Raw genomic sequence first — 25825 nt, forward strand, 5'->3', positions numbered from 1 at the left:
TGGGTTCACCGGGAGGGGGGTGGAGAGGGAGCGGCTGTTGGGAGCGTTGGAGGCCGGGGACGTGATCGTGTCCGCCGTCTCCGGGCTCGGCGGGATCGGGAAGACCGCGCTCGCTGTGGAGGCGGCGCACGAGGCTGTGGCACGGGGGTGGTTTCCCGGTGGAGTTCTCTTCCTCGACCTGCACGGGTACGACCGTGAGCCGGTCGGTGCCGAACACGCACTCCAGTACCTGCTCGGCGCGCTCGGTGTCCGCCCCGAGAGCATGCCCGGCACCTTGGACGAACGGGCCGCGCTGTACCGGTCCGTGCTCGCCACCAGGCCGGCGGCGCTCGTGCTGGCCGACAACGCCTCCTCCGTCGACCAGGTCCGGCACCTGCTCCCCGGCGACTCCCGGCACAGGGTGCTGGTCACCTCCCGTGACCGGCTGCCTCAACTCAAGGCCAGGCTCGTGCCGTTGACCCAGCTCGCGCCGGAGGAGTCGTACGAGCTGCTGGACCGGGCGTTGCGGATCGCGGACCCGGACGACGCTCGGGCCGCTGCGGACGACACCCGTCAACTGGCCGACCTGTGCGGACACTTGCCGCTGGCGTTGCAGATTGTGGCGGCGTTGCTCGCGGAGGACTCCGAGCGGCCGGTGGCCGAACTCGTCGAGGAACTCGCCGGGTTGCGCAATCGGCTTACGGGACTCGATGACGGGGCGCGGAGTGTGCGGGCGGCCTTCGACCTGTCGTATCGCAGGCTGACTTCGGAGCAGGCGCGGGTGTTGCGGTTGATTTCCGTCGCGCCGGGGGTGGATGTGGGGGAAGGGGTGTTGATGGCTCTCGCCGATGCGGAGGTACTGCCGCTGGAGGAGCTGAGGGGGTTGCGCCGGGCGCATCTCGTGGAGCGGGTGGGGAAGCGGTGGTGGATGCACGACCTGGTGCGGGAGTTCGGCGCGGAGATCCTCGGGGAGAGCGAGGAAAGGGGTGCGCGAGAGCGGGTGCTGGAGTTCTACCGGCGAGGCTCGCGCGCGGCCGATGCGTGGCTGAGACGGCTGCCCGGTGAGGAACGGCCCCCGCTGTTCTCGGGACGCGAGGAGGCTGTGGCCTGGTTGGACGCCGAGAGGCCGGGACTTGTGGCGGCGGTTCGGCGGGAGAGGGGGAAGGAGTTCGCGCAGGACGATATGAGCGTGGCGCTGGACCTTGCGGAGTACTTGAACTGGCGGCGGGCCTTCGACGACCTGTGTCTGGTGATGGAGGTGTCACGGGAAGAGGCCCGAGCCACGGGGCAGACGTACGCGGAAGCCGCCTCCTGGTACAACTTCGGCACGGCGTTGGAGTGGTTGAGCCGCTACGAGGAAGCGATCGAGGCGTATGAGCGGGCGCGGGCCCTCTTCGCGGAGGCCGGGAGCCGGGACGATGAGGCAGCGGCCTTGAGCAGCATAGGGAGCGTGCTGGCGGCACTGCGACGGTTCGACGAGGCGCTCACCGCGCACACCCGAGCGCGTGCCCTGCACGAGGAGACCGGGGACCGGGCCGGCGAGGGACACGCGTGGGGAAAACTCGGCCAGACCCTGACCAGGCTGGGACGGATACAGGAAGCGGCCGAGGCCCATACGTACGCCCGGGACCTCTTCGTCGAAACAGGGGATCGCGCCATGGAAGGCGCGGCGTGGTCCAACCTCGGCATCGCCCTCAGAAAGCTGGGCCGGCCGCAGGACGCGATCACGGCCTACGACAAGGCACTCGCTCTCCACGACGAGTTCGACGACATGTACGAGATCGGGGTGGTTCTGCACAACCTCGCGCTGGTCCATGAGGACGACAACGCTCTCGACCGGGCCCGGGACGCCTACCGTCGGGCCGCCGAGGCGTTCATGCGAGCGGACGAACCTAACCTCGCCACCCTCTGCCGTATCCGCGCCTTCCCCTTCACCGCCGATCCCCCCGAACCCACCGATAAACCAACTCCGGCCTCCCCACCTGCCCATACAACGGCTGCCGCTCCGCCCTCCCCGCCTCCACCAAATGCTCCAGATACCGCCGAGCAGTGATCCGCGAGATCCCCACCGCCTCAGCCACCCCCGCCGCAGTCAACCCCTCCCCAGCCTCCCGCACCGCCCCGGTGACCCGCTCCAACGTCGGCCCACTCAATCCCTTGGGCAACGCCGCAGGACTCGGCGCCCGCAGAGCCGCCAACGCGCGATCCACCTCGTCCTGACCGCTCGCCTCCCCGGCGGCCCCCCGGAACTCCGCGTACCGCACCAACCGATCCCGCAGCGTCGCGAAGGTAAACGGTTTCAGTACGTATTGCACGACCCCCAGCGACACCCCCTCGCGCACGACCGTCAGATCCCGGGCAGACGTCACCGCGATCACGTCCGCGTGGTACCCGGCGGCACGCAGAGAGCGGGCGAGCTGCAAGCCGTGGCCGTCCGGCAGGTGGAGGTCCAGGAGCAGCAGATCCACCGGCGTACGGTCGAGCTGACGCCGCGCCTCCGCCCCCGTATGCGCCTTCCCCACCGCGACGAACCCCGGCACCCGCCCCACGTACAGCACATGCGCATCCGCAGCGACAGGGTCGTCCTCGACGACGAGGACACGGATCGGCTCCGCTCCCGTACTCATGCTCCGCCTCCAGAAACCGGCACGCGCAAGGGCAGGCGCGCCACGAACTCCGCGCCACCCCCCTCGGCGGCGGACACCGTCAGCGTCCCGTCATGCCGGTGTACGGCCTGTCGTACCAGAGCGAGGCCGAGTCCGCGCCCCCCGGGACCGGAGGGTTTCGTGGTGAAGCCGCGTTCGAAGACCTTCTCCGTGTCGCCGGGGGAGACGCCGGTGCCGGTGTCGGAGACCGACAGGACCAGTTCCGCGTCCGTTGTGTAAGCGGTTACCGAAACGCGCGCACCGACACTCCCCTGAGCCGCGTCCACCGCGTTGTCGATGAGGTTCCCGAGGATCGTGACGAGGTCGCGCGCGGACAGGGACGCGGGCAGGACGCCGTCGTCGAGGCGGCTGGACTGCGAGACCTCCAACTCGACGCCCCGCTCGTTGGCCTGGGCGGTCTTGCCCAACAGCAGGGCGGCGAGGACGGGTTCGCTCACGGCGGCGACCACCTGGTCCGTCAGCGCCTGCGCCAACTCCAGTTCAGCGGTGGCGAATTCGACGGCCTCGTCGGCCCTGCCGAGTTCGATCAGCGACACCACCGTATGGAGCCGGTTCGCCGCCTCGTGCGCCTGCGAGCGCAGCGCCTGCGTGAAGCCGCGTTCGGAGTTCAACTCGCCCATGAGGGACTGGAGTTCGGTGACGTCGCGCAGCGTCACGACCGTACCGCGCTTCTCGCCGCCGGAGACCGGGGACGTGTTGACGACGAGGACCCGCTCGGCCGTGAGGTGGACCTCGTCGACGCGCGGCTCGGAGGCGAGGAGGGCGCCCGTCAGCGGTGCGGGCAGGCCGAGTTCGGCGACGGAGGCGCCCACGACGCCGGTGGGGCCGACGCCGAGCAGTTCGCGTGCGCCGTCGTTCATGAGAGCGACGCGGTACTGGCCGTCGAGCATGAGCAGCCCTTCGCGCACGGCGTGCAGGGCGGCCTGGTGATAGTCGTGCATGGCGCTCAGCTCGCCAGCGTTCATGCCGTGGGTGTGGCGGCGCAGGCGCGCGTTGATGACGTACGTACCGATGCCGCCCAGCGCGAGGGCGCCGACGGCTACGCCGAGGAGGGCGGTGACCTGTTCCTGTACGCGCTTGCTGATGACCTCGATCTTGATGCCGGCGCTCACGAGGCCGATGATCTGATCATCGGACCGTGAGCTCTCGGCGGAGTCGCTCGCCCAGATCGGCGTCACCGCCCTGACCGACTCCCCCAGCGTCCCCGTGTACTTCTCCGTGAACGACTGACCCCTCAGCGCCCGCTCGATGTGCCCCAGAAACTTCTGCCCGATCTGCGCCCGCTCCGGATGCGTCCACCGGATCCCCTGCGGATTCATGATCGTGACGAAGTCGACCTCGGTGTCCTTCATGACCTTGAGCGCGTACGGCTGGAGCCGCGCCGAGGTGTCCCCCGCCGTGATCGCCTCCCGCACCGACGGTGAATCGGCCACCGACCGCGCGACGGCCATCGCCTGCCGGCGCGCCGCGTCCTCCGCCTGCCGCTCGTCGCTGATGTAGCTGAACAGCGCGTACCCGGCCACGACCACCGCTATCAGCACCGCCTGCATACCGAAGAGCTGGCCTGCGAGGCTGCGGGGGCGGGGGACGCGGAGGTGCATGTGGCCAGTCTGCCTCCCGTCCGTGGCGTGAACTAAATGAACGGAAGGGTGACCGCCCTCACAGGGCGGGAGATAGTCACCGCATTCCCTTATCTCCCCGGGCCGTGAGCCGCACGCCGGTGTGATGCCGACGAAGACGTCAAGGAGGGCAGCCGTGGCCGCCAGCACCCCCGATACGGCACCTGCCGCTCCCGCTGTGAAGCGGGACCGCACCCACTATCTCTACATCGCCGTGATCGCCGCGGTCGCCCTCGGTATCGCTGTCGGGCTGATCGCCCCCGACTTCGCCGTCGAGCTGAAGCCGATCGGGACCGGATTCGTCAACCTGATCAAGATGATGATCTCGCCGATCATCTTCTGCACGATCGTGCTCGGCATCGGGTCCGTCCGCAAGGCCGCCAAGGTCGGCGCGGTCGGCGGGATCGCGCTCGGCTACTTCGTGGTCATGTCGTTCGCGGCGCTGGCCATCGGCCTGGTCGTCGGGAACATCCTGGAGCCCGGCAGCGGTCTGCACATCACCGAGGCGGTCCGGGAGTCCGGTCAGTCGCAGGTGGCGGCGGAGTCCAAGGACACCACCGAGTTCCTGCTCGGGATCATCCCCAAGACGATCGTCTCCGCGTTCACCGAGGGCGAGGTCCTCCAGACCCTGTTCGTCGCCCTGCTGTGCGGTTTCGCGCTCCAGGCGATGGGGAAGGCCGGTCAGCCGGTCCTGCGCGGTGTCGAGCACATCCAGCGCCTCGTCTTCCGCGTCCTCGCGATGATCATGTGGGCCGCTCCGGTCGGCGCGTTCGGCGCGATGGCCGCCGTCACCGGTTCGGCCGGTGTGGACGCGCTGAAGAGCCTCGCCGTCCTGATGGTCGGCTTCTACATCACCTGCTTCCTCTTCGTCTTCGTGGTCCTCGGTACGATCCTGAAGCTCGTCACCGGCCTGAACATCTTCACCCTGTTCAAGTACCTGGGCCGGGAGTTCCTGCTGATCCTGTCGACCTCCTCCTCCGAGTCGGCGCTGCCGCGGCTCATCGCGAAGATGGAGCACCTGGGCGTCAGCAAGCCGGTCGTCGGCATCACCGTTCCGACCGGTTACTCCTTCAACCTCGACGGCACCATGATCTACATGACCATGGCGTCTCTGTTCATCGCCGACGCCATGGGTACGCCGATGGCCCTCGGCGAGCAGATCCCGCTGCTGCTCTTCCTGTTCGTCGCCTCCAAGGGCGCGGCGGGCGTCACCGGCGCCGGTCTCGCGACCCTCGCGGGCGGTCTCCAGTCCCACAAGCCGGCGCTGGTCGACGGCATGGGCCTGATCGTCGGCATCGACCGCTTCATGAGCGAGGCCCGCGCCCTCACGAACTTCGCGGGCAACGCCGTCGCCACGGTCCTGATCGGCACCTGGACCAAGGAGATCGACAAGGAGCGCGTCCAGCAGGTCCTCGCGGGCGAGCTTCCCTTCGACGAGAAGACGCTCCTCGACGAGCACGCCTCGGTCGTCCCGGACGACGACGAGACGGACGAGCAGCCGGCGTCCGGCGAGAAGGAACTCGCCAAGGCGTGACCCGAAACTCCGGATGTCCGGCCCCGCCTGAACCGGGGCTGGGCATCCGGTAGAGAGAAACACGGAACCCCCGGACCACCTCGGTCCGGGGGTTTTGTGCAACCGTTTTCAGCGCGTTGCTACGACTGCGCCGTCACGACGCGATCGAGTCCGCCGCCTTCTCCACCAACGCCTCCGCCACCCCCGCCGGCACCCCCGAAGCCGTCAGCACCGTCACCGCCGCCGATCTCCCCGCCTCGCCCGCGTCGAGGTGCCCGTCGTTCACCGCCTCCATCAGCCCGAACAGGATCTGCTCGTGCACGTACGAGAGCGCGGGCGCGCTGAGCGGTGAGACGAAGATCCCTTCGTCCAGGGCGAGTTGAGTGATCTGTACGGCCGTCTCGCGCAAGGGGCCGAGCCGTTCGCGGATGCCCTGCATGGTGACCGTCCGCTGCGCGAGCGCGACGAGCAGCCGGTACCGGTCCGCGATCGTCCAGATCGCCAGCACCGACCGCGCGCACGACTCCGCCGGATCGTCCACCCCCTCGCGCGCCGCCGCGTGCACCGCCGTCACCGACTCCACGGCGTCGTCGACGAGCGTCGCGATCAGCGCCTCGCGGCTCGAGAAATGGCCGTACACGGTCCGCCGTACGACGCCTGCCGCGCGCGCGATCTGGTCCATCGAGGCGTCGGGGTCGCGCAGCAGCTCGGCGAGGGCGACGTCGAGGATGCGGCGGCGGTTGGCGTCGGCGCGGGTGCCTGCGGCGCTCGTGCGGGGGGCGTGGGGGTCGGCCGGGGTCGGTGGCGGGCTCGCGGGGGTCATGGCGGCCATTCTGCCTCTCTGTGATCTGCACGGCAGCGTGCAGATCGAGTTGCACACGGCTGTGTAACAGCGTAACTTTCACAGTGTTGTGCAATTGCTCGGCGCTGTGCAAATCCCCTGCTTCGAAGAAGGTGAACCCCCCATGCGACTCGTCATGAACCAACCGGTCGAGGAGATGGAGCGGCCCTACCCCCGCCGCTGGTGGGCCCTCCTCGTGCTCTGTCTGAGCCTCCTGATCATCGTGATGGCCAACACGGCGCTCACGGTCGCCGCCCCCGACATGACCCGTGACCTGGGGCTTTCCAGCGCCGACCTGCAATGGGTGATCGACGGCTACACCGTCCCGTACGCCGCGCTGATGCTCGTACTCGGCGCGATAGGCGACAAGTACAGCCGCCGCGGCGCTCTCATCCTCGGCCTGGTGATCTTCGGCGGCGGCGCGGTCTTCGGGTACGTCGCCGACTCCTCCGCGACCGTCATCGCCGCTCGCGCGGTCATGGGCGTGGGCGCCGCCATGATCATGCCGGCCACGCTCTCGCTGCTCGCGGCGACCTTCCCGCGCGCCGAACGCGCCAAGGCGATCACCCTCTGGACGGCCACGGCGGGCCTCGCGATCGCCGCCGGGCCCCTCGTCGCGGGCGCCCTCCTGGAGCACCATGGCTGGTCCTCGACGTTCCTCATCAACGTCCCGGTCGCCGCGCTCGCCATCGTCGGCGCCCTCACCCTGGTCCCGCCGTCGAAGGCGCGCGGCAAGGGCCGTATCGACTACGCCGGCGGCCTGCTGTCCGTCGTATGGATCGCCGCGCTCGTCTACATGATCATCGAGGGGCCGCACTTCGGCTGGCACGCGAAGGCGATCGCGGCGGCGGTCGTGGCTGCGGTGGGTCTACTGGCCTTCGTCGTACGGGAGTTGCGTACGGCGCACCCCATCGTCGACGTCCGCCGCTTCACCGACCGCCGCTTCGCCGGGTCCAACCTCGCCGTCGCCCTCTTCTTCCTCGCGGTCTTCGGCGCCTTCTACTACCTCACCCAGCACCTCCAATTCGTCCTGGGCTACGACGCGTTCGACACCGGCGTACGCATGCTGCCGCTGGCCGGCGCGGTGTTCGTCGGCTCGGCGCTCACCGCCGTCTTCACCCCGCGCCTCGGCATGAAGTGGACTGTCGGAGCAGGCATGTTGGGCGGTACGACGGCCCTGGCGCTGCTGACGCAGGTCGACTCCGGTTCCACGTACGGCGATCTGGTCGCCCCCCTGGTCATCCTCGGCCTCGCGATCGGCCTCGCGCTCTCGCCCTGCACCGACGCCATCATGGGCGCCTTCCCCGAGTCCGAACTCGGCATCGGGGGCGCGGTGAACGACACGTCCCTCGAACTCGGCGGCTCCCTCGGGATCGCCGTCCTCGGTTCCCTGTTGGCGACGTCGTACTCCGACCACCTGTCGACGGCGGCGAAGGGCAGCGGCGTACCGGCCGACTCCCTTGCCACGGCCCAGGATTCGGTGGGCGCGGGGTACGCCGTCGCGCAGGGCGTCGCCGAGAAGGCGCAGCAGCTCGCGGCACAGGCCGCCCACACCACCGACCCTCAGCAGGCGGCCCAGTTGAAGACCCAGGCGGCCGAACTCGCGCGGGGGGCGCGGCAGATGGCGGACGCGGTGGGGTCGTCCTTCTCGGACGCGGTGGCGCACACGAGCCTGATCGGGGCGGTGATCCTCGGGGTGGGGACGGTGGTGGTGACGTTGCTGCTGCCTCGTAAGGAGCGGGTTGTGGAAACGGTTGCTGAAACTCCCGCGGAGGCTGAGGAGGCTGTTGCCAGCGGGGCACGCTGATCCTCCGACGTGCCGCTCCCGGGTGAACCGGAGCGGCTTCGGGGACTCAGGCTCAGGCGAGTGGGACTTCGGCGTACGTCTCCCACTCGTACATCTGATGGTCCCGGTGCAGGACGATCAACTCGGCGCTGGAGATGTGTGCTTGAGCGGGAGTGGGGTCGAAGTCGGTGAGGGCCTGGGAGATCGGCTGTGCCGGTCCGTCGCCGGCGCTGTAGGCCACGGAGACGTGTGGGGTGAACCCACCTTGTTTTTCCGGGACTTCGGGGAGGACGTCCCCGATCGCGGCCCGGATGGAGTCGCGGACAGCGCGTACGGGGCCGTCGGGGCGGACCGGCAGGAGCACGGCTTCCGGGTCCAGGACGGCCGGACCGATCCGGACGTCGAAGGCCGGGACGCGGGCAAGGCGGTCACGGGCCGCCGCGACGACGGCACGGACGTCCTCCTCGTCGACCTCGCCGACGAAGCCGATGCCCTGCATGGTCAGGTGAAGCCATCGGTCGGGAATCGGGGTGAGGGCGTCTCCCGAGGGGGCGAGGGCGGTTCGGTACTGCCGGGCGAGGCGGTGTACGTCGGTCTGGCCCACGAAGGTCAGATGCCAGGTGTAGAAGCGGCGCCCGACGGTCCAACCGGGGCGCCACCACCAGTGGTTGCGCATGGTCTCGGTCTCGGCTGCCATGCCCCGGATTTCACCATGGAGGAGTCCGCCGGGTGAAGGGGCCGGTGAGCGCGGTCGCCCTCCGTCAGGCGTCCGGTGTGGCTTCGAAGCTGTACTCGTAGCCGACGGCCAGCCGGTACGGCAGGCACCACTCGCCGTACTCGATGACGCCCTCGTCGTCCCACAGTCGGTGGACGCCGGCCAGGATCGGGGAACCGATGCGTACGGCGAGGTAGCCCGCCTCGCGGGCGTCCGCGTCCCGGCCGTGGAGGTCGTCGCGGCCCGCCTTGATCTGCCGGCCGGTCGCCTGCTGGATCTTCAGGAGCAGGCCGGGGGCGGAGATCCGGGAGGTTGAGAGCAACTCGGGTACGGCCGCGGCGAAATGGGCTGGGTGCCAGGTCACGTACAGGCCGGTCCGCTGCTGTCCCCTGCCGGTGTGCCACTGCCGTCGTACGACCTGGTCGCCCTCGGCGAGGTCGAAGATCTCGGCGACGTACTGCGGCGGCTTGATGAGTTCGGCGGCCGTCACGACCATCGTCTCGCCCTCGGCCAGGACGGATCCTGTGCGCAGGACGCGGGTGATCCGGTCGTACGAACTCGGCGCGACTTCGGGTGCGTTGGCGACGAACGTGCCCTTGCGGGAGGTCGTGATGTAGCCCTCGACCTGGAGTTGGTCGAGCGAACGGCCGAGGGTGGCGACGGATACGCCTTCCTGCTTGGCGAGTTCACGGACGGGCGGGAGTTTCTCGCCCTCCTTGAGGACGCCGTCGAGGATACGACGGCGGATGCGCTCGGCGACCTGCATGTAGGGGTGTTCGGCGTCCGGCACGAGGCCTCCAGGTGTGTCCTAGGTCAGGGGTGACTGTACTAGGACACGAGTAATTCGGGAGGGGGAAAGGCGCGGGATTTGCTGGCGCACTGTCCTAGGTCACGCTAGCTTCTGACCTAGGACAGCCTTGAAGGGCTCGGCGGTCGCGTATGTGGCCTGCCGTCATTCAACTGCGAGGGGACACCAGCATGTTGGACGCTACAGATCGGCCCGAGGACAGTTCCCGAGGCCCTGGCATGACGATGCACGTCTACACCGTCGACCGCCACGGCACCGTCACCAGTGATCGCGGCACCGTCTTCGTGTCGTCCGAGCCGCCTCGGGCACCTCAGCCGCTGATCGTCAGGCCCGCGCCGTGCGCCTGCCCGGGGTGCCGGGCGGAGGTGAAGGGGGACGTGGGGGAGGCTCAGTCCCCGTCCCTTCCCGCGCTGCGTGCCGAAGCCGCCTGGGTTCTCGCGCAGGAGACGTTGCCTCGGCATCAGACCGTGACGCTGATCGGTACGGAGCTTGCCGATTGTCTGGCGCGGCTGATTCCGCAGGTCGAGCAGGGCGCCGAGCCGAGTGTTCTCGCCGAGGCCCGGCGCAGCCTCGACGTCCCCGAACAGCCGGGGTTGGCCGGGGAGGTGGAGCGGGTGAGGGGGCTTGCGCGGTCTGTTGTGGCGTTGGGGGAGTGCTACGACGCGGTCGCCGGGGTCAGGGGACGCGGCCGTGGGCGATAGGCGTAGGCGCTTGCTCGCCGTCGTCTACTTCGCGGTTCTGCTGACGCTCGTGTCAGCCCTGGTGTGGGGAATCGCCGACTCGCGATGACCGTCGCTCGCGTTTCACGTCAAGTTCTCACCTCGTACCGCTACCGTGCCGCTCCGTGACCAAGCGGAGCGTATGGAGGCACGGGGGATGAAGGTCGACTGGGACAGGCGGACGTGTGCGCGGAAGGGGCATGTGACGTATGCGCCGACCGAGGGGCTGTTCGCGGAGCGGTTGCATGCGGTGACCGCGTTGGGGGACGCGTGGCGGTGTCTGCGGTGTGGGGACTTCGCGTTGGGGGAGCCGTTGGGGCGGGGGCCGGCCGTTGAGGCGCCGCTTGTTGCGCGGGGGAAGGTGTTGCGGGATCTGTTCATTCTGCGGTTTCTTGCCGTGGAGCGGGCCGTGCGGGGGGTGTTCATCGTGCTCGTCGCCGTCGCCGTGTGGAAGTTCAGCAATAGTCAGGACTCCGTGCGGCGGCTGTTCGACGAGTATCTCGACGTCTTCCGGCCCGTCTTCCGGCACTTCCACTACGACCTCGACCACTCCCCGGTCGTCGGCTCCGTCCAGAAGGTGTTCGGGTACAAGCACGGCACCCTCGTCCTCGTCGCCGTCCTCCTGCTCGTCTACGCGCTGATCGAACTCGTCGAGGCGGTCGGGCTCTGGTACGCGAAACGGTGGGCGGAGTACCTGACGGTGGTGGCGACGGCCGCGTTCCTGCCGCTGGAGATCTACGAACTCACCGAGCGCGTCAGCGGGTTGAAGATCGCGACGCTGGTGCTGAACCTGCTGGCGGTGCTGTACATCGCCGTCGCGAAGCGGCTGTTCGGGCTGCGGGGCGGGCGGAAGGCGTTCGAGGAGGAGCGGCAGAGTGCGTCGCTGCTGGAGGTGGAGGAGTCGGCGGGGGTGGTGGCGTAGGAGTACGGCGCTGGGGGCGCGCAACAAACCCGGCGACGCAGGCGATCACCCCCGGAATACTGGTCGCCCATGGATGAGGTCGAAGTCGTCGTCGCCCATTCCGAGCGCGTGACGCTGCGCGTCGGCGACGTGTTCCTGAAGGTGGACGCCGATCCGGCGCGCATCGACGCCGAGGCCGAGGCGATGGCCCGGGCGCCGGTCCCGACCCCGGAGGTCCTGTGGCGCAAGCCGTCCGTGCTCGCGCTCGCGGCGCTTCCGGGGGCGACGCTCGGGCGCCTCGGCGGGCCGTCGACCGGTTCGCCGTCGGCGTGGGGCGCGGCGGGCGCCGCCATCCGGCAGTTGCACGACGCGCCGCTGCCGTCCCGTACGGGCCAGGCCGGCCGGAGCATCCCCGCGCTGACGGCGGAACTCGACGGCGAGTGCGAGCGGCTCGTGACGGACGGCGTCCTGCCCGCGGACCTGGTCGCCCGCAACCGCCAGGTCGCCGAGGCCGCGCTGAGGCCGTGGACCGAGGCGTTCACGCACGGCGACCTCCAGATCGCGCACGTCTTCCTGGACGGCGACGAGGTCACGGGCATCATCGACTGGTCCGAGGCGGGCCGGGGCGATGCCCTGTACGACCTCGCCACCTTCACGCTCGGGCACGAGGACCGCCTCGGCGACGTCATCGCCGGTTACGGCGCCGACGTCGACCTCGACGTGATCCGCGCGTGGTGGTCGCTGCGGAGCCTGCTGGTGGTCCGCTGGCTGGCCGGGCACGGCTTCGACCCGTTCGCGCCGGGCTGCGAGGTCGACGTGCTGAGGTCCCGGATGTGAGGCGGGTCGGCTGTCAGGAACCGTGCGGGGCGAGGACGCAGAACTCGTGGCCGTCCGGGTCGGTGAGGCAGGTCCAGGGGACGTCGCCCTGGCCGATGTCGAGGCCGGTTGCGCCGAGGGCGCGCAGGCGGGTCACCTCCGCTTCCTGGTCGGCGCCGGGGAGCAGGTCGAGGTGGACGCGGTCCGGGACCGTCTTCGGGGTGGGCTTGCGGAGGAACTCCAGGTAGGGGCCGGTGCCCTGGGCGGAGCGCAACGTCGCCTGGGCGTCGGTCAGTTCGAGCGGGGTCCAGTCCATCGCCTCGCCCCAGAAGCGGGCCATGGCGTACGGGTCGGCGCAGTCGACGACGATCGAGGCGATCGGCCCCGTGTCCCGGTAGATCTCCCGGGGCTCCAGCACACAGAACTCGTTGCCTTCCGGGTCGGCGAGTACGACCCACGGGACGTCGTCGCCCTGGCCGATGTCGACGGGTTTCGCGCCGAGTTGCTTGAGGCGGTCCACCAACTCCGCCTGGTGGTCGAGGGAGTCGGTGGCGAGGTCGAGGTGAATCCGGTTCTTCACCGGGGTCTTGGCGTCCGGCACGGGGACGACGTCGATGCCGACGAGGACCGGGTCCGGCCACCGGAGTCCGCCGGAGGGGCCGACGTACGTGGTCGCACCGGGGCTGTACGCACTCCACCCCAGCGCCTCCGCCCAGAACCGCCCGACCGCCGGGGCGTCGAGGGCCTTGATGTTCACGTGAACGGGTCGCAGAGCCATACGGACGATCGTAGGCGGGCCCTCTGTCAACGCCCTCAACGCCCAACGTCCCCTCTCAACCCCCTTGCCTTGACGCCCACGTCAACCCCTACGTTCGTGGACATGCGCATCGGCGAGCTGGCCGCCCGCACGGGCACCACGACACGGACACTCCGCTACTACGAGGCACGCGGCCTGCTCTCCGCGCGCCGCGACCCCCACGGCCACCGCGCCTACGACGAGAACGACGTACGCCTGCTCGAACAGATCCGCACGCTGCGGGACTTCGGGTTCGGGCTGGAGGAGACGCGGCCGTTCGTCGAGTGTCTGAGGGCGGGGCACCCGGAGGGGGACTCGTGTCCGGCGTCGCTGGCGGTCTACCGGCGGAAGCTGGACGAACTCGACGGGCTCATCGGGGAGTTGACGGCGGTCCGGAAGAAAGTCGCCGGACAGCTCGCGCGCGCCGAGGAGGCCAAGGACGCGCTGGCCGCCGGCGAAAGGGATCCGGAATGCGAACTGGGAGGCACACCATGGTGATCGACGTGACGGACGGGAATTTCGAGGACGAGGTGATCAGGGCCGAGCTGCCGGTGCTGGTGGAGTTCACGGCCGACTGGTGTCCGCCGTGCCACCAGATGAAACCGGTGCTGAAGGCGCTGGCGGAGGAGGAGGGCGAGCGCCTCAAGGTCGTACAACTCGACGTGGATTCCAACCCGCTGACGACGCAGGCGTACCGAGTCCTCTCCATGCCCACGTTTGTCGTCTTCCGGGGCGGTGAACCGGTGAAAGCGATGGTCGGGGCACGGGCCAAGAGGAAGCTGCTCGCGGAGCTGGAGGAGGTCCTTCCGCTCAGGAACGCATAAAGACCGAACGCAGAAACCCCCGAGCGATTGCGCTCGGGGGTTTCTGCTGCGTATATTCAATGGTTCGTGACTTCCTTCACGGAAATCACAGAAGAAGCTCAACGAGCACAGTATATCCGGCCGGGAGTGGAATTGTCAAACACCGACTTTCAAGACGGTGAAATGCGTGCGGAACAGGAATTCATCGACGGGATGTACGTACGGGTCGACGCCCTGCGCGGCGACACCGAGACCTCCGTCACGGCGGCCCTCGCCCAGGGCAACACCCCGATGCAGGCGAGGCTGGAGCGGGACATCCTGGTCGCCGAGCGCTCGGGCCTGCTCGCCGCGCTGAACGCGGTCGACGGCTCGCTCTGCTTCGGCCGGATCGACCTCTCCCGGGGGGACGCCCACCACATCGGCCGGATCGGGCTGCGCTTGGACGACGCCGAACGCACCCCCCTCCTCGTCGACTGGCGCGCCGACGTCGCCCGCCCCTTCTACCTCGCCACCGGCCACACCCCGATGGGCCTGCGCCGACGACGGCACATCACGACCGACGGCCGTACGGTGACGGCGCTGCACGACGAGATCCTCGACCTCGGCGACCACGAGCGCACCGGCCACGAGGACCCGACCGGCGACGCCGTCCTCCTCGCGGCGCTCGGCGCGGCCCGCACCGGCCGGATGAACGACATCGTGCAGACCATCCAGGCCGAACAGGACGAGATCATCCGCGCCCCGCACAAAGGCGTCCTGGTCGTCGAGGGCGGCCCCGGCACCGGCAAGACCGCCGTCGCCCTGCACCGCGCGGCCTATCTCCTGTACGAGCACCGGGAGTTGCTCGCCAAGCGGGCCGTCCTGATCGTCGGCCCCAACCCCGCCTTCCTCGGCTACATCGGCGAGGTCCTGCCCGCCCTCGGCGAGACCGGCGTACTCCTCGCGACGGTCGGCGAGCTGTACCCCGGCGTGAAGGCGACGGCCACGGACACCCCCAAGGCGGCTGCGGTGAAGGGGAGTTCAACCATGGCCGACGTCCTCGCCGCCGTCGTCCGCGACCGGCAGGCGCTGCCCGACCCGGTGATCGCCGTCGTCCACGACCGCGAAGTCCTCATGCTGGACGACGGGTTGGTGAAGGTCGCCCGCGAACGCACCCGCGCCGCACGGCTGCCGCACAACGTGGCCCGCGAGCACTTCGAGGGCCACATCCTCAACACGCTGACCGAGATGTACGCCGAACGCGTCGGCACCGACCCGTACGACGGGAGCAGCCTCCTCGACGCCAGCGACGTCACGCAGATCCGCGACGAACTCGCCGAGAACCCCGAAGTCTGGTCGGCCATCGAGCAGTTGTGGCCGCTGCTCACCCCGCGCCGGGTCCTGGCCGACTTCCTCGCCGAACCCGACGCGTACGTCGCCGACGCGGACGCCGACGCCGTACGCCGCTCCGTCACCCGGGCGTGGTCGGTCGCCGACGTCCCCCTGCTCGACGAACTCGCCGAACTCCTCGGCGTGGACGAACGCCGGGCGCGGGAGCTGGCCGAGAAGGAGCGGGAGGAGCAAGTCACGTACGCGCAAGGCGTGCTGGACGTCTCGTACGCGTCTAGGACCTACGAGTTCGAGGACAAGGACGAGGAGGACTCCGAGGTGCTGTCGGCGCACGACATCATCGACGCCGAGCGGTTCGCCGAGCGGCAGGAGGAGGAGGACTTCCGCAGCGCCGCCGAGCGCGCGGCGGCCGACCGGACCTGGGCGTTCGGGCACATCATCGTCGACGAGGCGCAGGAACTCTCCCCGATGGCCTGGCGGTTGCTCATGCGGCGCAGCCCGACGAGGTCGATGACCCTGGTCGGCGACCCCGCGCAGACCGCCGAGGCGGCCGGCGTCGGCTCCTGGCAGGGCATCCTCGGACCGTACGTCGAGGACCGCTGGGAACACGCCCGGCTCGGCGTCAACTACCGTACGCCCGCCGAGATCATGGACGTCGCCGCAGCCGTCGTCCGCGCCGAACGCCCCGACTTCGAACCGCCGAAGTCCGTACGGGCGACGGGAGTTCAGCCCTGGTCGTGGCACGCGGACGACTTGCCGGCGGTGGTGGACAAGGCCGTTGCCGAGCTCACCCCGCACGAAGGCAGGCTGGCGGTCATCGCGCCGCGCGCCCTGCACCCGGCGATCGCCGCACGGCTCGACGGAGTGACCGCCGGAGAGGAACCCGACCTCACCCGGACCGTCGTCCTGCTCGACCCCCGGCAGTCCAAGGGCCTCGAATTCGACTCCGTCCTCGTCGTCGAACCCGGCGAGTACGGCACGAGCGACCTGTACGTGGCCCTCACCCGGGCCACCCAACGGCTCGGCGTGGTCCATACCAAAGAGCTGCCGGGGGCGCTCGCGGAGACGCTCGCGCCGCGAAGGATCACACCGGCGTAACAGTTCCTGTGAGCGTCACTGCGCGTGTATGGCCGGTGCGGTAAGCGTGTGCACTATGAACACCCCTGCGCACTCCACCCCACCGGCCGACCGCCCCACCCTCGACTCCCTGCCCGTCGAGCCGCTGCTCACCGCCGAGTTCGACGCCGACCCCGGCGCCGTCTACACCCGGCTGCGCGGTACGTACGGCTCCGTCGCGCCCGTCGGACTGATGGGGGTGCCGGTGTGGCTCGTCCTGGACTACCGGGACGTCCTGGAGGTGCTGCGCAACGAGAACCAGTGGCGGCGCGACGTCCGCTACTGGCGCGCCCGCGCGCACGGTGAACTACCGCCGGACTGGCCCCTGTTGGCCGGGTACGAGGTGCGGCAGACCATGTTCATGGACGACGAGGAGCACCAGACGGCCCGCCGCGTCCTGCACACCGCCCTCGGCCCCTTCCAGAACGCGCGCAGCCCCGAGGGCTGGGAACTGCGCTCGGCGGTCGCCAAGTACGCCGACGAACTCGTCGCGACCCTCGCCGCCGAGTCCGGACCCACCGGGCACGTCGACCTCGGGGCGCAGTACACCCGGCCGCTGCTCCTCATGGTCACCACCAAGCTGTTCGGCTGCCCCGTCGACCTCGGCGACGAACTCGTCATGGACCTCTGGCGGATGCTCGACGGCGGACCCGACGCCGGGCTCGCCACCGCGCGGGCCCTCGGCGCGTTCACCCGGCTCGCGGCGCACCGGCGGGCCCGGCCGGGGGACGACCTGACCTCCTATCTCCTGCTCGCCGACCCGGAGTTGAGCGACGAGCAGCTCGGGCGGGAGCTGTTCATGCACGCGGTGTACCTGAACGACATCACCGGGAACATGGTCCTCAACACGCTCCTTGAGGTGCTGCGCGGCAACGCGACCGTCCGACGCAGCCTGTCCGCCGGGCAGTTGGGGGAGACCGTGAACCGGGCGGCCCTCGCCAATCCGCCGGTCGCCAACATGTGCTTCCGGTTCGCGGCGCGGGACATGGGGCTCGGGAGCTACCTGATCAGGGCCGGGGACGTGGTGTGTCCCTCGGCCGCCGCCGCGCACCAGGATCTGCTCGAGATCGGGGCCTCGCACATGGTGGGGTCGACCGTCTCCACCCGGGCACACCTCGGGTGGGGTGCCGGGTCGCACCAATGCCCCACCGCCGCGCGGGAGTTGGGGATGCTGATCGTCACCACGGCCGTCGGCAAGCTCTTCGATCACTTCGCCACGGTCGAACTCGCCCTCCCGCACGACCAGTTGCCCTGGCGCTCGGGCGCGGTCGTGCGGGGGCTGCGGGTGCTGCCGGTGCGGTACGAACTGGCGCCGGGGGCGGTGCCTCGGCGGGTGGAGCCGGTACGGGAGGTCGGGGGCGAGGGGAAGGGGTTGCTGGGGGCGTTGCGGCGGATGATGTTCGGGTCGAAGAGAGAAAGCTGACCCTTATGCCGGGCGCAGCCAGATCGTCGCCAGTGGGGGCAGGGTCAGGGTGAGAGACGCCTCGCGGCCGTGCCACGGTGTCGACTCCGGCTTCAGGGCATCCGGGTGCGTGATCCCGCTGCCGCCGTACAACACCGCGTCCGTGTTGAGGAGTTCGTGCCAGGCCAGGACCTCGCCGGGGACGCCCACGCGGTAGTCGTGGCGGACCGTGGGGGAGAGGTGGGTGATCGCCAGGAGTGGGGTGCCGTCGGCGGACCTGCGCAGGAACGCGAACACGTTGTCGTCCGCCGCGTCGCCGACCAGCCACTCGAAGCCGTCCGGCGTCGTGTCGCGCTGCCACAGCGAAGGGTGCGTACGGTACGCCGAGTTGAGGTCGCGGACCAGGTCCCGGACGCCCCGGTGGTCGGCCTCCGCGCCGTACGCGGGGTCCAGGAGCCACCAGTCCGGGCCGTGCGCCTCCGACCACTCCGCGCCCTGCGCGAACTCCTGGCCCATGAAGAGGAGTTGCTTGCCGGGGTGGGACCACATGAAGGCGAGGTAGGCGCGGAGGTTCGCGCGCTGCTGCCACCAGTCGCCCGGCATCTTCGACACCAACGAGCCCTTGCCGTGCACGACTTCGTCGTGGGAGATCGGCAACACGTAGTTCTCGCTGTACGCGTAGACCATCGAGAACGTCATCTCGCCGTGGTGGTAGGCGCGGTGGATCGGGTCGTGCGCCATGTAGCCCAGCGAGTCGTGCATCCAGCCCATGTTCCACTTCAGGCCGAAGCCGAGGCCCCCGGAGTCCGTCGCCCGGGTCACGCCGTCCCAGGCCGTGGACTCCTCGGCGACCGTCACGACGCCCGGACAGCGCCGGTACACCGTCGCGTTCATCTCCTGGAGGAACGCCACCGCGTCCAGGTTCTCCCGGCCGCCGTACGCGTTCGGCGACCACTGGCCCGGCTCGCGCGAATAGTCCAGGTACAGCATCGAGGCGACCGCGTCCACGCGCAGCCCGTCGATGTGGAACTCCTCGCACCAGTAGACGGCGTTCGCCACCAGGAAGTTGCGCACCTCGCGGCGCCCGTAGTCGAACTCCAGCGTCCCCCAGTCGGGATGCGCGGCGCGCTGCGGGTCCTCGTGCTCGTACAGGGTGCGTCCGTCGAACTCGGCCAACGCCCAGTCGTCGCGCGGGAAATGGGCGGGGACCCAGTCCATCAGGACGCCGATCCCGGCGCGGTGCAGGGCGTCCACCAGGTGCCGGAAGTCGTCCGGGGTGCCCAGGCGGGCGGTGGGGGCGTAGAAGCCGGTGACCTGGTAGCCCCAGGAGCCGCCGAAGGGGTGCTCGGCGACGGGCAGGAACTCCACGTGGGTGAAGCCCAAGTCGTTGACGTAAGAAGGGAGTTGGTCGGCGAGTTGACGGTACGTCAATCCGGGGCGCCAGGACGCGAGATGGATCTCGTACACCGAGAACGGGGCCTCGTGGACCGGGGTTTCGGCGCGCTGGGCCATCCACTCCGTGTCGCCCCACGCGTAGTGCGAGGCCGTGACGATCGACGCCGTCTCCGGCGGGGTCTGCGTACGGCGGGCCATCGGGTCGGCGCGCAGGGTCTTCGAGCCGTCGGGGCGGGTGATCTCGAACTTGTACAGCTCGCCCTCGCCGATGCCGGGGACGAACAGCTCCCAGACGCCGGTGGAGCCCAGCGAGCGCATCGGGAAGCCGGTGCCGTCCCAGAAGTTGAAGGTTCCGGCGATGCGGACGCCGCGCGCGTTCGGGGCCCACACCGCGAACCGGGTGCCGATCACGCCGTCGTGCGTCGTGGGGTGCGCGCCGAGCGCCGTCCAGAGCTGCTCGTGGCGGCCCTCGCCGATCAGGTGCAGGTCGAGGTCGCCGAGGGTGGGCAGGAAGCGGTACGCGTCGTGGGCGTCGTGCGTGGTGCCGTCGTACTCGATCAGCAGGCGGTACGCGGCGGTCGCAAGGCTGGGCAGCAGCACCGAGAAGAAGCCGCTGCCGTCGTCCTTCAGAGGGTGGCGCAGGCCGTCCGCCGTCACGGCGGTGACCGCGCGGGCGTACGGGCGGAAGGCGCGGAGCGCGGTTTCGCCGGTGGGGGTGAGGTGCGGGCCCAGGACCGAGTGGGGGTCGTGGTGGGTGCCGGTGAGGAGACGGTCCTGGTCGGGGCGGGGGACGGCGGGGTCGAACAGGGGTGCGGGTACGGGAGTTGGCTGCGGGGTCTGTTCGGTCGGGGGAGCCGCCGCGCTCTTGCGTGCAGGACGGCCGGACGCCGTCTTCTTCGCCGGTGTCCGTTCGGCGGCCTTCTTCGGCGCCGCCTTTTTCGCAACCGCCTTCTTCGCGGCGGCAGCTGCCTTCTTCTTGGGGTTCGGCGCACCGGACGTCACGGGCGGGGCCTCCTGGGAGTCGAGGGGTTTCAGGTGAGTTCGTGCGCGGCGAGCCGCCGGATCGCGGAGAGGGGTACGGGGAGCCAGTCGGGCCGGTGCCGGGCCTCGTACACGACCTCGTAGATCGCCTTGTCGGTCTCGTACGCCCGGAGTAGTACGGGGTCGGTACGCGGGTCCACCCCCGTCACCTCCGCGTACCCCGAGCAGTACGCCGCCCGGCAGGCCGCCGCCCACTGCGGTACGGGGGGTTCCGTCGAGTGCGCGGCGTAGTCGAACGACCGCAGCATCCCGGCGACGTCCCGCACAGCCGGCTGCGGCATCCGCCGCTCGGCGAGGGGCCGCGCGGGCTCCCCCTCGAAGTCGATGAGCAGCCAGTTCCCGGCGGGCGTCCGCAGACACTGCCCCAGGTGCAGGTCACCGTGTATCCGCTGGGCCACCCAGGTATGCCCCTCGGCGGCCAGCTCCGCGAGCGCCCCGAACGCCGTCCGCAACCCCGTCTCGTACGGCCGCAGCGACGGCACCGCCTGCACGGCCGCCTCCAGCCGCGCGATCATTCCCGCGACGAGCGGCTCCAGGTGGGCGTGCCCGAGGGTGACGGTGGGCAGCGCGCGGGCGAGAGCCTGGTGGACCTCGGCGGTGGCACGTCCGAGGGCGCGGGCGTCTTCGACGAAGTGGACGGGGCGGGACCTGTGGGGGAGGGGTACTACACCCTCAGGTATGACACTCCCAGGTATGACACCCCCGGGTACGCCATCGGCGAGCGAACCGGCGTCCGCCCCACCCCCGTCGTACCCCCCACCGTCATACCCCCATACCTCGAACTCTCCCGGCTCCTTCCCCACCCCCTGCAACGCCAGCTCCCACCCGTCCACCGCTCCGGCGACATACTTCTGAGCTACTCCCAGCACCCACGCCTCTCCACCCACCTCCGCCCCGATCCACCCGACAGGATCAGGCACCCGATCGCAGCCCTCCCGGGTGAGGGCCAGTGGTAGCTCCAGATCGGGGTTGACGCCGGGAAGGACCCGGCGCAGGAGTTTCAGGATGAACGTATCTCCATAGGTCACCGAGGAGTTGGACTGTTCGGCGGTGATCAGGCGGGGGACCAGATCGGGCTGGATCTCGGCGCCGGGGGCGCGGGAGAAGCGCAGCGCGCCCACCCGGGCCTCCGAGCGGATCGCTTCGAGGAGGACTTCGGCGGGCCAGGGGTCGTGGAGGGCGTCGTAGTACGTACGGCCGTCGAGTTCGCCGATGCGGGCGCCCGCCAGGTGGGGCGGGAGGGTCTCGCGTCCGGCGATGAGGAGCTGGTAGCAGTCGCCGGGGCCCGCGCCCTGCTCGGCGTGGGTGAGGACGTGGTGGAGGGACAGCCGTCCCCCGGGCGGCAGGAGCTCCGTCACGGTAACCGGCGTGAAACCGGTTACCGGGAGCCCCTTCCCGGCGAACCACCGCTGCCGGGGCAGCCATTCGCGCAGCAGGGGGGCCAGCGACGTGAGCAGGTCGGGGCCGGGACGCAGAGCCGTGTCCGCCATGACGTCGTCCTTTCCCCGGGGACCTGAACGGGCCGTGAGGGGTAGGGGTTTAGTGATGCGTGCCCCGGGCGGGGCGGGGGAAACCGCCCCGCCCGGACCTTCTAACCCGGGTTCCCCCGCAACCGGAACCAGTAGAAGCCGTGCCCCGCCAGGGTGAGCAGGTACGGGAGTTCGCCGACCGCCGGGAAGCGGACCCCGCCGAACAGCTCCACCGGATGGCGTCCGTTGAAGCGGCTGAGGTCCAGCTCGGTGGGCTGTGCGAAGCGGGAGAAGTTGTGGACGCACAGGACGAGGTCGTCCTCGTACTCCCGCAGGAACGCGAGCACCGCCGCGTTGCTGGACGGGAGTTCGGTGAACGAGCCCAGACCGAACGCCGAGTTCTGCTTGCGGATCTCGATCATCCGGCGCGTCCAGTGCAGCAGCGACGACGGCGACGACATCGACGCCTCGACGTTGGTGACCTGGTAGCCGTAGACCGGGTCCATGATCGTGGGGAGGTACAGCCGCCCCGGATCGCAGGACGAGAAACCGGCGTTGCGGTCCGGCGTCCACTGCATCGGCGTACGCACCGCGTCCCGGTCGCCGAGCCAGATGTTGTCGCCCATGCCGATCTCGTCGCCGTAGTAGAGGATCGGCGAGCCGGGCAGGGACAGCAACAGGGCCGTGAACAGCTCGATTTGGTTCCGGTCGTTGTCGAGCAGCGGCGAAAGCCTGCGCCGGATACCGATGTTGGCGCGCATCCGCGGATCTTTCGCGTACTCCGCGTACATGTAGTCGCGTTCCTCGTCGGTGACCATCTCCAGCGTCAACTCGTCGTGGTTGCGCAGGAAGATGCCCCACTGGCAGTTCGACGGGATCGCCGGGGTCTTGGAGAGGATCTCGGAGACGGGGTAGCGCGACTCGCGCCGTACGGCCATGAAGATGCGCGGCATGACCGGGAAGTGGAACGCCATGTGGCACTCGTCGCCGCCGGAGGAGTAGTCGCCGAAGTAGTCGACGACGTCCTCCGGCCACTGGTTGGCCTCGGCGAGCAGGACCGTGTCCGGGTACTGCGCGTCGATCTCCTTGCGGACCCGCTTGAGGAACTCGTGGGTTGCAGGAAGGTTTTCGCAGTTCGTTCCTTCGGCGGCGTACAGGTACGGCACGGCGTCGAGCCGGAAGCCGTCGATGCCGAGGTCGAGCCAGAACTTCAGCGCCGAGATCATCTCGTCCTGCACGGCCGGGTTCTCGTAGTTGAGGTCCGGCTGGTGGGAGAAGAACCGGTGGAAGAAGTACTGCTTGCGCACCGGGTCGAAGGTCCAGTTGGAGACCTCGGTGTCGACGAAGATGATCCGTGCCTCGTCGTACTGCTTGTCGTCGTCGGCCCACATGTAGTAGTCGCCGTACGGGCCTTCGGGGTCCTTGCGGGACTCCTGGAACCACGGGTGCTGGTCGCTCGTGTGGTTCATGACGACGTCGATGATGACGCGCATCCCGCGCTGGTGCGCGGAGTCCACGAACTCCACGAAGTCGGCGAGGTCACCGAACTCCGGGAGCACCGACGTGTAGTCGGAGACGTCGTAACCGCCGTCCTTCAGCGGCGACTTGAAGAAGGGCGGCAGCCAGAGGCAGTCGACCCCCAGCCACTGGAGGTAGTCGAGTCTGGCCGTCAGACCCTTCAGGTCGCCGACGCCGTCGCCGTTGGAGTCCTGGAAGGAGCGGACCAGCACTTCGTAGAACACGGCGCGTTTGAACCACTCGGGGTCGCGGTCCTTGGCCGGGGTGTCCTCGAAGGTGTCCTGTACGGGCTCGTTGACCATCATCGTGTGGCTGACCCTCCGATCTGCGGGTGGGACGGTCGCAGGACCGTCAGCACGTGCGCGGGACGCGAACCCGGTTCCAGCCGCACGTAGTTGGCCCTGCCCCAGTCATAGGTCTCGCCGGTCAGCTCGTCGCGCACCGGCACCGACTCGTGCCAGTCCAGGCCGAGTTGCGGCATGTCCAACGAGACCGTGGCCTCCTGGGTGTGGTGGGGGTCGAGATTGACGATCGTGAGAACCGTGTTCGACCCGGACGTCTTCGAGTAGGCGATCACCGCGTCCTTGTCCGCGTGATGGAAGTGCAGGTTCCTGAGCTGGCGCAGCGCGGGACTGGACCGGCGCACCTCGTTCAGGCGCGTGATCAGCGGCGCGATGCTCGGCGCCGACTCCCAGTCTCTGACCCGGAGTTGGTACTTCTCCGAGTCGTGGTACTCCTCGCTGCCCGCGCGCAGCGGCGTGTTCTCGCACAGTTCGTACCCGCTGTAGATCCCCCACGACGGCGACAGCGTCGCGGCCAGCACCGCGCGCGCCTCGAACGCCGGACGGCCGCCGTGCTGGAGGTACTCGTGCAGGATGTCCGGGGTGTTCGTGAAGAAGTTCGGCCGCATCGAGGCGGCCGTCTCCCGCGACAACTCCGTGAGGTACTCGGTGAGTTCGTCCTTCGTGGTGCGCCAGGTGAAGTACGTGTACGACTGCTGGAAGCCGATCTCGCCGAGCGTGCGCATCATCGCCGGACGAGTGAACGCCTCCGCGAGGAAGACGACGTCCGGATCGGTGCGGCCGATCTCGCCGATGACCCGCTCCCAGAACACGACCGGTTTCGTGTGCGGGTTGTCGACGCGGAAGATCCGGACGCCGACCGCCATCCAGTGCCGCAGCACCCGCAGCGTCTCCGCGACCAGCCCTTCCATGTCCGCGTCGAACGCCAGGGGATAGATGTCCTGGTACTTCTTCGGCGGGTTCTCCGCGTACGCGATCGTCCCGTCCGGCCGGTGGTGGAACCACTCCGGGTGCTGGTGCACCCACGGATGGTCCGGCGAGCACTGCAACGCGAAGTCCAGCGCGACCTCAAGTCCCAGCTCACCGGCCCGACTTACGAACCACGCGAAGTCGTCCAGTGTCCCCAGCGCCGGGTGCACCGCGTCGTGGCCGCCCTCCGGGGAACCGATCGCCCACGGCACGCCGACGTCGTCCGCCGTGGGGGTGAGGGAGTTGTTGCGGCCCTTGCGGAACGTCGTCCCGATGGGGTGGATCGGCGGCAGATAGACGACGTCGAAGCCCATCGCGGCGATCTCCGGCAGCCGCCGGGCCGCCGTGCGGAACGTGCCGTGCGGTACTTCCGACGTCCCCTCCGAACGCGGGAAGAACTCGTACCACGAACCGAACAGCGCGCGTTCCCGCTCCACCAGCAGCGGCAACTCCTCGGAGGAGGTGACCAGTTCACGCAGCGGATGGGCGGCGAGCACCGCGTCGACCTCGGGGGTGAGGGCGGCGCGCAGGCGTTCGGCGGGGGGCAGGGAACCGTTGCGGAGTGCTGATACGGCGCCGGCGAGGACGCCGGACGCGACGGGGACCCGCTCGTACAGCCGCGCCCCCTCCTCCAGGACCAGTTCGGTGTCGATCCCCGCCGGGATCTTGATCCGCGCGTGGTGGCGCCAGGTCGAGACGGGGTCGCTCCACGCCTCCACGGCGTACGTCCACAGGCCGGGCGCGTCCGGGGTGACGTCCGCGCCCCACCGGTCGGTGCCGGGGGCGAGTTCACGCATGGGGGTCCAGGGACCGGGGTTACCCCGGTAGTCCTTGAGTACGACATTGGCGGCGACGGCGTCGTGGCCCTCGCGGAAGACGGTGGCCGAGACCTCGAAGGTCTCGCCGGTGACCGCCTTGGCGGGCCTGAGGCCCCGCTGGACGACCGGGCGGACGTCCAGCACGGGTATCCGGCCGGTCACCGGGGTCACCGGGATCGGCGGGGGGACTGTCCGGGCGGCCTCGGTACCGGTACCGGCCTCGGCGCCGGTCCTGGTGTCGGGGGCCGCTTGCGGACCTGCTCGGGAACCGGAGGGTCGCTCCGGCGCGGGACGGGGTGTCGGGGGTGCCGACGGGCGTTGTGTGGCGGGCATGACCGCTCCTGTCCGCGTCAACGAGGGGTGGGCGCAGGGTGTGGGGAGGTGGGCCTGCGGGGGTGGTGCGAGTCGGATACCTGAGATGTAGCGGGGTAGTACCGCAGGAGCCTTCCCACAGTATTCGGGTGAGCAATCCGGCGCGCAGCTAACTACTCACGCGTAGTCCCG

19 protein-coding genes and 1 pseudogene are annotated in these 25825 nt (G+C 69.8%); 10 read left to right on the forward strand and 10 right to left on the reverse strand.

The genetic code is table 11. The features are described 5' to 3' along the window. Window positions 1-19: 19 nt before the first annotated feature. A pseudogene (locus tag J8M50_RS33005) lies at window positions 20-1843 on the forward strand (tetratricopeptide repeat protein); the annotation flags it as partial. A 67-nt stretch (window positions 1844-1910) separates the two neighbouring features. On the opposite strand, the gene J8M50_RS33010 reads toward J8M50_RS33005, so the two are convergent. Continuing rightward, window positions 1911-2606, reverse strand: coding sequence for a response regulator (locus J8M50_RS33010; RefSeq protein ID WP_050369153.1), 696 nt, complete (start codon window positions 2604-2606; stop codon window positions 1911-1913). Continuing rightward, window positions 2603-4246, reverse strand: a complete 1644-nt coding sequence (locus tag J8M50_RS33015; RefSeq protein WP_010358179.1) for a sensor histidine kinase — start codon at window positions 4244-4246, stop codon at window positions 2603-2605. Before J8M50_RS33015 ends, J8M50_RS33010 begins: the two co-directional genes overlap by 4 nt. 124 nt (window positions 4247-4370) lie before the next feature. On the opposite strand from J8M50_RS33015, the gene J8M50_RS33020 reads away from it, so the two are divergent. Then, window positions 4371-5798: a cation:dicarboxylate symporter family transporter gene (locus J8M50_RS33020; RefSeq protein ID WP_050987367.1), complete on the forward strand. Its 1428-nt coding sequence runs from the start codon at window positions 4371-4373 to the stop codon at window positions 5796-5798. A 133-nt stretch (window positions 5799-5931) separates the two neighbouring features. Here the strand turns inward: J8M50_RS33020 and J8M50_RS33025 are convergent, their stop codons facing one another. Continuing rightward, window positions 5932-6609 (reverse strand): TetR/AcrR family transcriptional regulator, encoded by a 678-nt coding sequence (locus J8M50_RS33025; RefSeq protein ID WP_010358182.1) that lies wholly within the window; start codon window positions 6607-6609, stop codon window positions 5932-5934. A gap of 133 nt (window positions 6610-6742) precedes the next feature. Between J8M50_RS33025 and J8M50_RS33030 the strand changes: the two genes are divergently transcribed. Beyond that, window positions 6743-8425, forward strand: coding sequence for an MFS transporter (locus J8M50_RS33030; RefSeq protein ID WP_010358184.1), 1683 nt, complete (start codon window positions 6743-6745; stop codon window positions 8423-8425). A 52-nt stretch (window positions 8426-8477) separates the two neighbouring features. Here J8M50_RS33030 and J8M50_RS33035 read toward each other — a convergent pair whose 3' ends face one another. Together J8M50_RS33035 and J8M50_RS33040 are read right to left on the reverse strand one after the other, a co-directional pair. Further along, window positions 8478-9101, reverse strand: a complete 624-nt coding sequence (locus J8M50_RS33035; RefSeq protein ID WP_010358185.1) for a 2'-5' RNA ligase family protein — start codon at window positions 9099-9101, stop codon at window positions 8478-8480. 64 nt (window positions 9102-9165) lie between these two features. Beyond that, window positions 9166-9909: a GntR family transcriptional regulator gene (locus tag J8M50_RS33040; protein WP_059045540.1), complete on the reverse strand. Its 744-nt coding sequence runs from the start codon at window positions 9907-9909 to the stop codon at window positions 9166-9168. Window positions 9910-10145: 236 nt separating this feature from the next. Between J8M50_RS33040 and J8M50_RS33045 the strand changes: the two genes are divergently transcribed. The 3 genes from J8M50_RS33045 to J8M50_RS33055 all read left to right on the forward strand — a co-directional run bounded on the left by J8M50_RS33045 (window position 10146) and on the right by J8M50_RS33055 (window position 12384). Beyond that, complete coding sequence (locus J8M50_RS33045) at window positions 10146-10628, forward strand: DUF6415 family natural product biosynthesis protein (RefSeq protein WP_010361127.1); 483 nt, start codon at window positions 10146-10148, stop codon at window positions 10626-10628. A gap of 175 nt (window positions 10629-10803) precedes the next feature. Beyond that, a complete protein-coding gene (locus J8M50_RS33050) occupies window positions 10804-11568 on the forward strand; it encodes a DUF2127 domain-containing protein (protein ID WP_059045543.1) in 765 nt (254 codons plus the stop codon). 69 nt (window positions 11569-11637) lie between these two features. Continuing rightward, window positions 11638-12384, forward strand: coding sequence for a phosphotransferase family protein (locus tag J8M50_RS33055; RefSeq protein ID WP_010350061.1), 747 nt, complete (start codon window positions 11638-11640; stop codon window positions 12382-12384). A gap of 13 nt (window positions 12385-12397) precedes the next feature. On the opposite strand, the gene J8M50_RS33060 is transcribed toward J8M50_RS33055, so the two are convergent. Continuing rightward, complete coding sequence (locus J8M50_RS33060; protein ID WP_010350059.1) at window positions 12398-13141, reverse strand: VOC family protein; 744 nt, start codon at window positions 13139-13141, stop codon at window positions 12398-12400. A gap of 102 nt (window positions 13142-13243) precedes the next feature. Here J8M50_RS33060 and J8M50_RS33065 point away from each other — a divergent pair, with 102 nt between their 5' ends. The 4 genes from J8M50_RS33065 (at window position 13244) to J8M50_RS33080 (ending at window position 17830) form a co-directional block, all read left to right on the forward strand. Beyond that, window positions 13244-13657, forward strand: coding sequence for a MerR family transcriptional regulator (locus J8M50_RS33065; RefSeq protein ID WP_029183326.1), 414 nt, complete (start codon window positions 13244-13246; stop codon window positions 13655-13657). Then, complete coding sequence (locus tag J8M50_RS33070; protein ID WP_010350056.1) at window positions 13651-13983, forward strand: thioredoxin family protein; 333 nt, start codon at window positions 13651-13653, stop codon at window positions 13981-13983. The genes J8M50_RS33065 and J8M50_RS33070 overlap by 7 nt, the downstream gene beginning before the upstream one ends. 162 nt (window positions 13984-14145) lie before the next feature. Then, complete coding sequence (locus J8M50_RS33075) at window positions 14146-16389, forward strand: HelD family protein (protein ID WP_010350055.1); 2244 nt, start codon at window positions 14146-14148, stop codon at window positions 16387-16389. Window positions 16390-16444: 55 nt separating this feature from the next. Continuing rightward, window positions 16445-17830: a cytochrome P450 family protein gene (locus J8M50_RS33080; protein ID WP_010350054.1), complete on the forward strand. Its 1386-nt coding sequence runs from the start codon at window positions 16445-16447 to the stop codon at window positions 17828-17830. A 3-nt stretch (window positions 17831-17833) separates the two neighbouring features. Here J8M50_RS33080 and glgB read toward each other — a convergent pair whose 3' ends face one another. The 4 genes from glgB to J8M50_RS33100 form a co-directional block, all read right to left on the reverse strand. Further along, complete coding sequence (gene glgB, locus J8M50_RS33085) at window positions 17834-20206, reverse strand: 1,4-alpha-glucan branching enzyme (RefSeq protein WP_010350053.1); 2373 nt, start codon at window positions 20204-20206, stop codon at window positions 17834-17836. A gap of 29 nt (window positions 20207-20235) precedes the next feature. Beyond that, window positions 20236-21735, reverse strand: a complete 1500-nt coding sequence (locus tag J8M50_RS33090; RefSeq protein ID WP_010350052.1) for a maltokinase N-terminal cap-like domain-containing protein — start codon at window positions 21733-21735, stop codon at window positions 20236-20238. Between the two features lie 101 nt (window positions 21736-21836). After that, window positions 21837-23537, reverse strand: a complete 1701-nt coding sequence (treS, locus tag J8M50_RS33095; protein WP_010350051.1) for a maltose alpha-D-glucosyltransferase — start codon at window positions 23535-23537, stop codon at window positions 21837-21839. Continuing rightward, entirely contained in the window at window positions 23534-25654 is a 2121-nt protein-coding gene (locus J8M50_RS33100; RefSeq protein ID WP_029183323.1) for an alpha-1,4-glucan--maltose-1-phosphate maltosyltransferase, read from the reverse strand. Before J8M50_RS33100 ends, treS begins: the two co-directional genes overlap by 4 nt. Window positions 25655-25825 lie beyond the last annotated feature (171 nt).

The organism is Streptomyces acidiscabies (assembly GCF_020010905.1).
In the GTDB taxonomy this organism is placed as follows: domain Bacteria; phylum Actinomycetota; class Actinomycetes; order Streptomycetales; family Streptomycetaceae; genus Streptomyces; species Streptomyces acidiscabies.

Coding starts and splice junctions, on each gene's coding strand:
- J8M50_RS33010 (WP_050369153.1), bottom strand. CDS start 2,606: ATGAGTACGGGAGCGGAGCCGATCCGTGTCCTCGTCGTCGAGGACGAC.
- J8M50_RS33015 (WP_010358179.1), bottom strand. CDS start 4,246: ATGCACCTCCGCGTCCCCCGCCCCCGCAGCCTCGCAGGCCAGCTCTTC.
- J8M50_RS33020 (WP_050987367.1), top strand. CDS start 4,371: ATGCCGACGAAGACGTCAAGGAGGGCAGCCGTGGCCGCCAGCACCCCC.
- J8M50_RS33025 (WP_010358182.1), bottom strand. CDS start 6,609: ATGGCCGCCATGACCCCCGCGAGCCCGCCACCGACCCCGGCCGACCCC.
- J8M50_RS33030 (WP_010358184.1), top strand. CDS start 6,743: ATGCGACTCGTCATGAACCAACCGGTCGAGGAGATGGAGCGGCCCTAC.
- J8M50_RS33035 (WP_010358185.1), bottom strand. CDS start 9,101: ATGGCAGCCGAGACCGAGACCATGCGCAACCACTGGTGGTGGCGCCCC.
- J8M50_RS33045 (WP_010361127.1), top strand. CDS start 10,146: ATGACGATGCACGTCTACACCGTCGACCGCCACGGCACCGTCACCAGT.
- J8M50_RS33050 (WP_059045543.1), top strand. CDS start 10,804: ATGAAGGTCGACTGGGACAGGCGGACGTGTGCGCGGAAGGGGCATGTG.
- J8M50_RS33055 (WP_010350061.1), top strand. CDS start 11,638: ATGGATGAGGTCGAAGTCGTCGTCGCCCATTCCGAGCGCGTGACGCTG.
- J8M50_RS33060 (WP_010350059.1), bottom strand. CDS start 13,141: ATGGCTCTGCGACCCGTTCACGTGAACATCAAGGCCCTCGACGCCCCG.
- J8M50_RS33065 (WP_029183326.1), top strand. CDS start 13,244: ATGCGCATCGGCGAGCTGGCCGCCCGCACGGGCACCACGACACGGACA.
- J8M50_RS33070 (WP_010350056.1), top strand. CDS start 13,651: ATGGTGATCGACGTGACGGACGGGAATTTCGAGGACGAGGTGATCAGG.
- J8M50_RS33075 (WP_010350055.1), top strand. CDS start 14,146: ATGCGTGCGGAACAGGAATTCATCGACGGGATGTACGTACGGGTCGAC.
- J8M50_RS33080 (WP_010350054.1), top strand. CDS start 16,445: ATGAACACCCCTGCGCACTCCACCCCACCGGCCGACCGCCCCACCCTC.
- J8M50_RS33090 (WP_010350052.1), bottom strand. CDS start 21,735: ATGGCGGACACGGCTCTGCGTCCCGGCCCCGACCTGCTCACGTCGCTG.
- treS (WP_010350051.1), bottom strand. CDS start 23,537: ATGATGGTCAACGAGCCCGTACAGGACACCTTCGAGGACACCCCGGCC.
- J8M50_RS33100 (WP_029183323.1), bottom strand. CDS start 25,654: ATGCCCGCCACACAACGCCCGTCGGCACCCCCGACACCCCGTCCCGCG.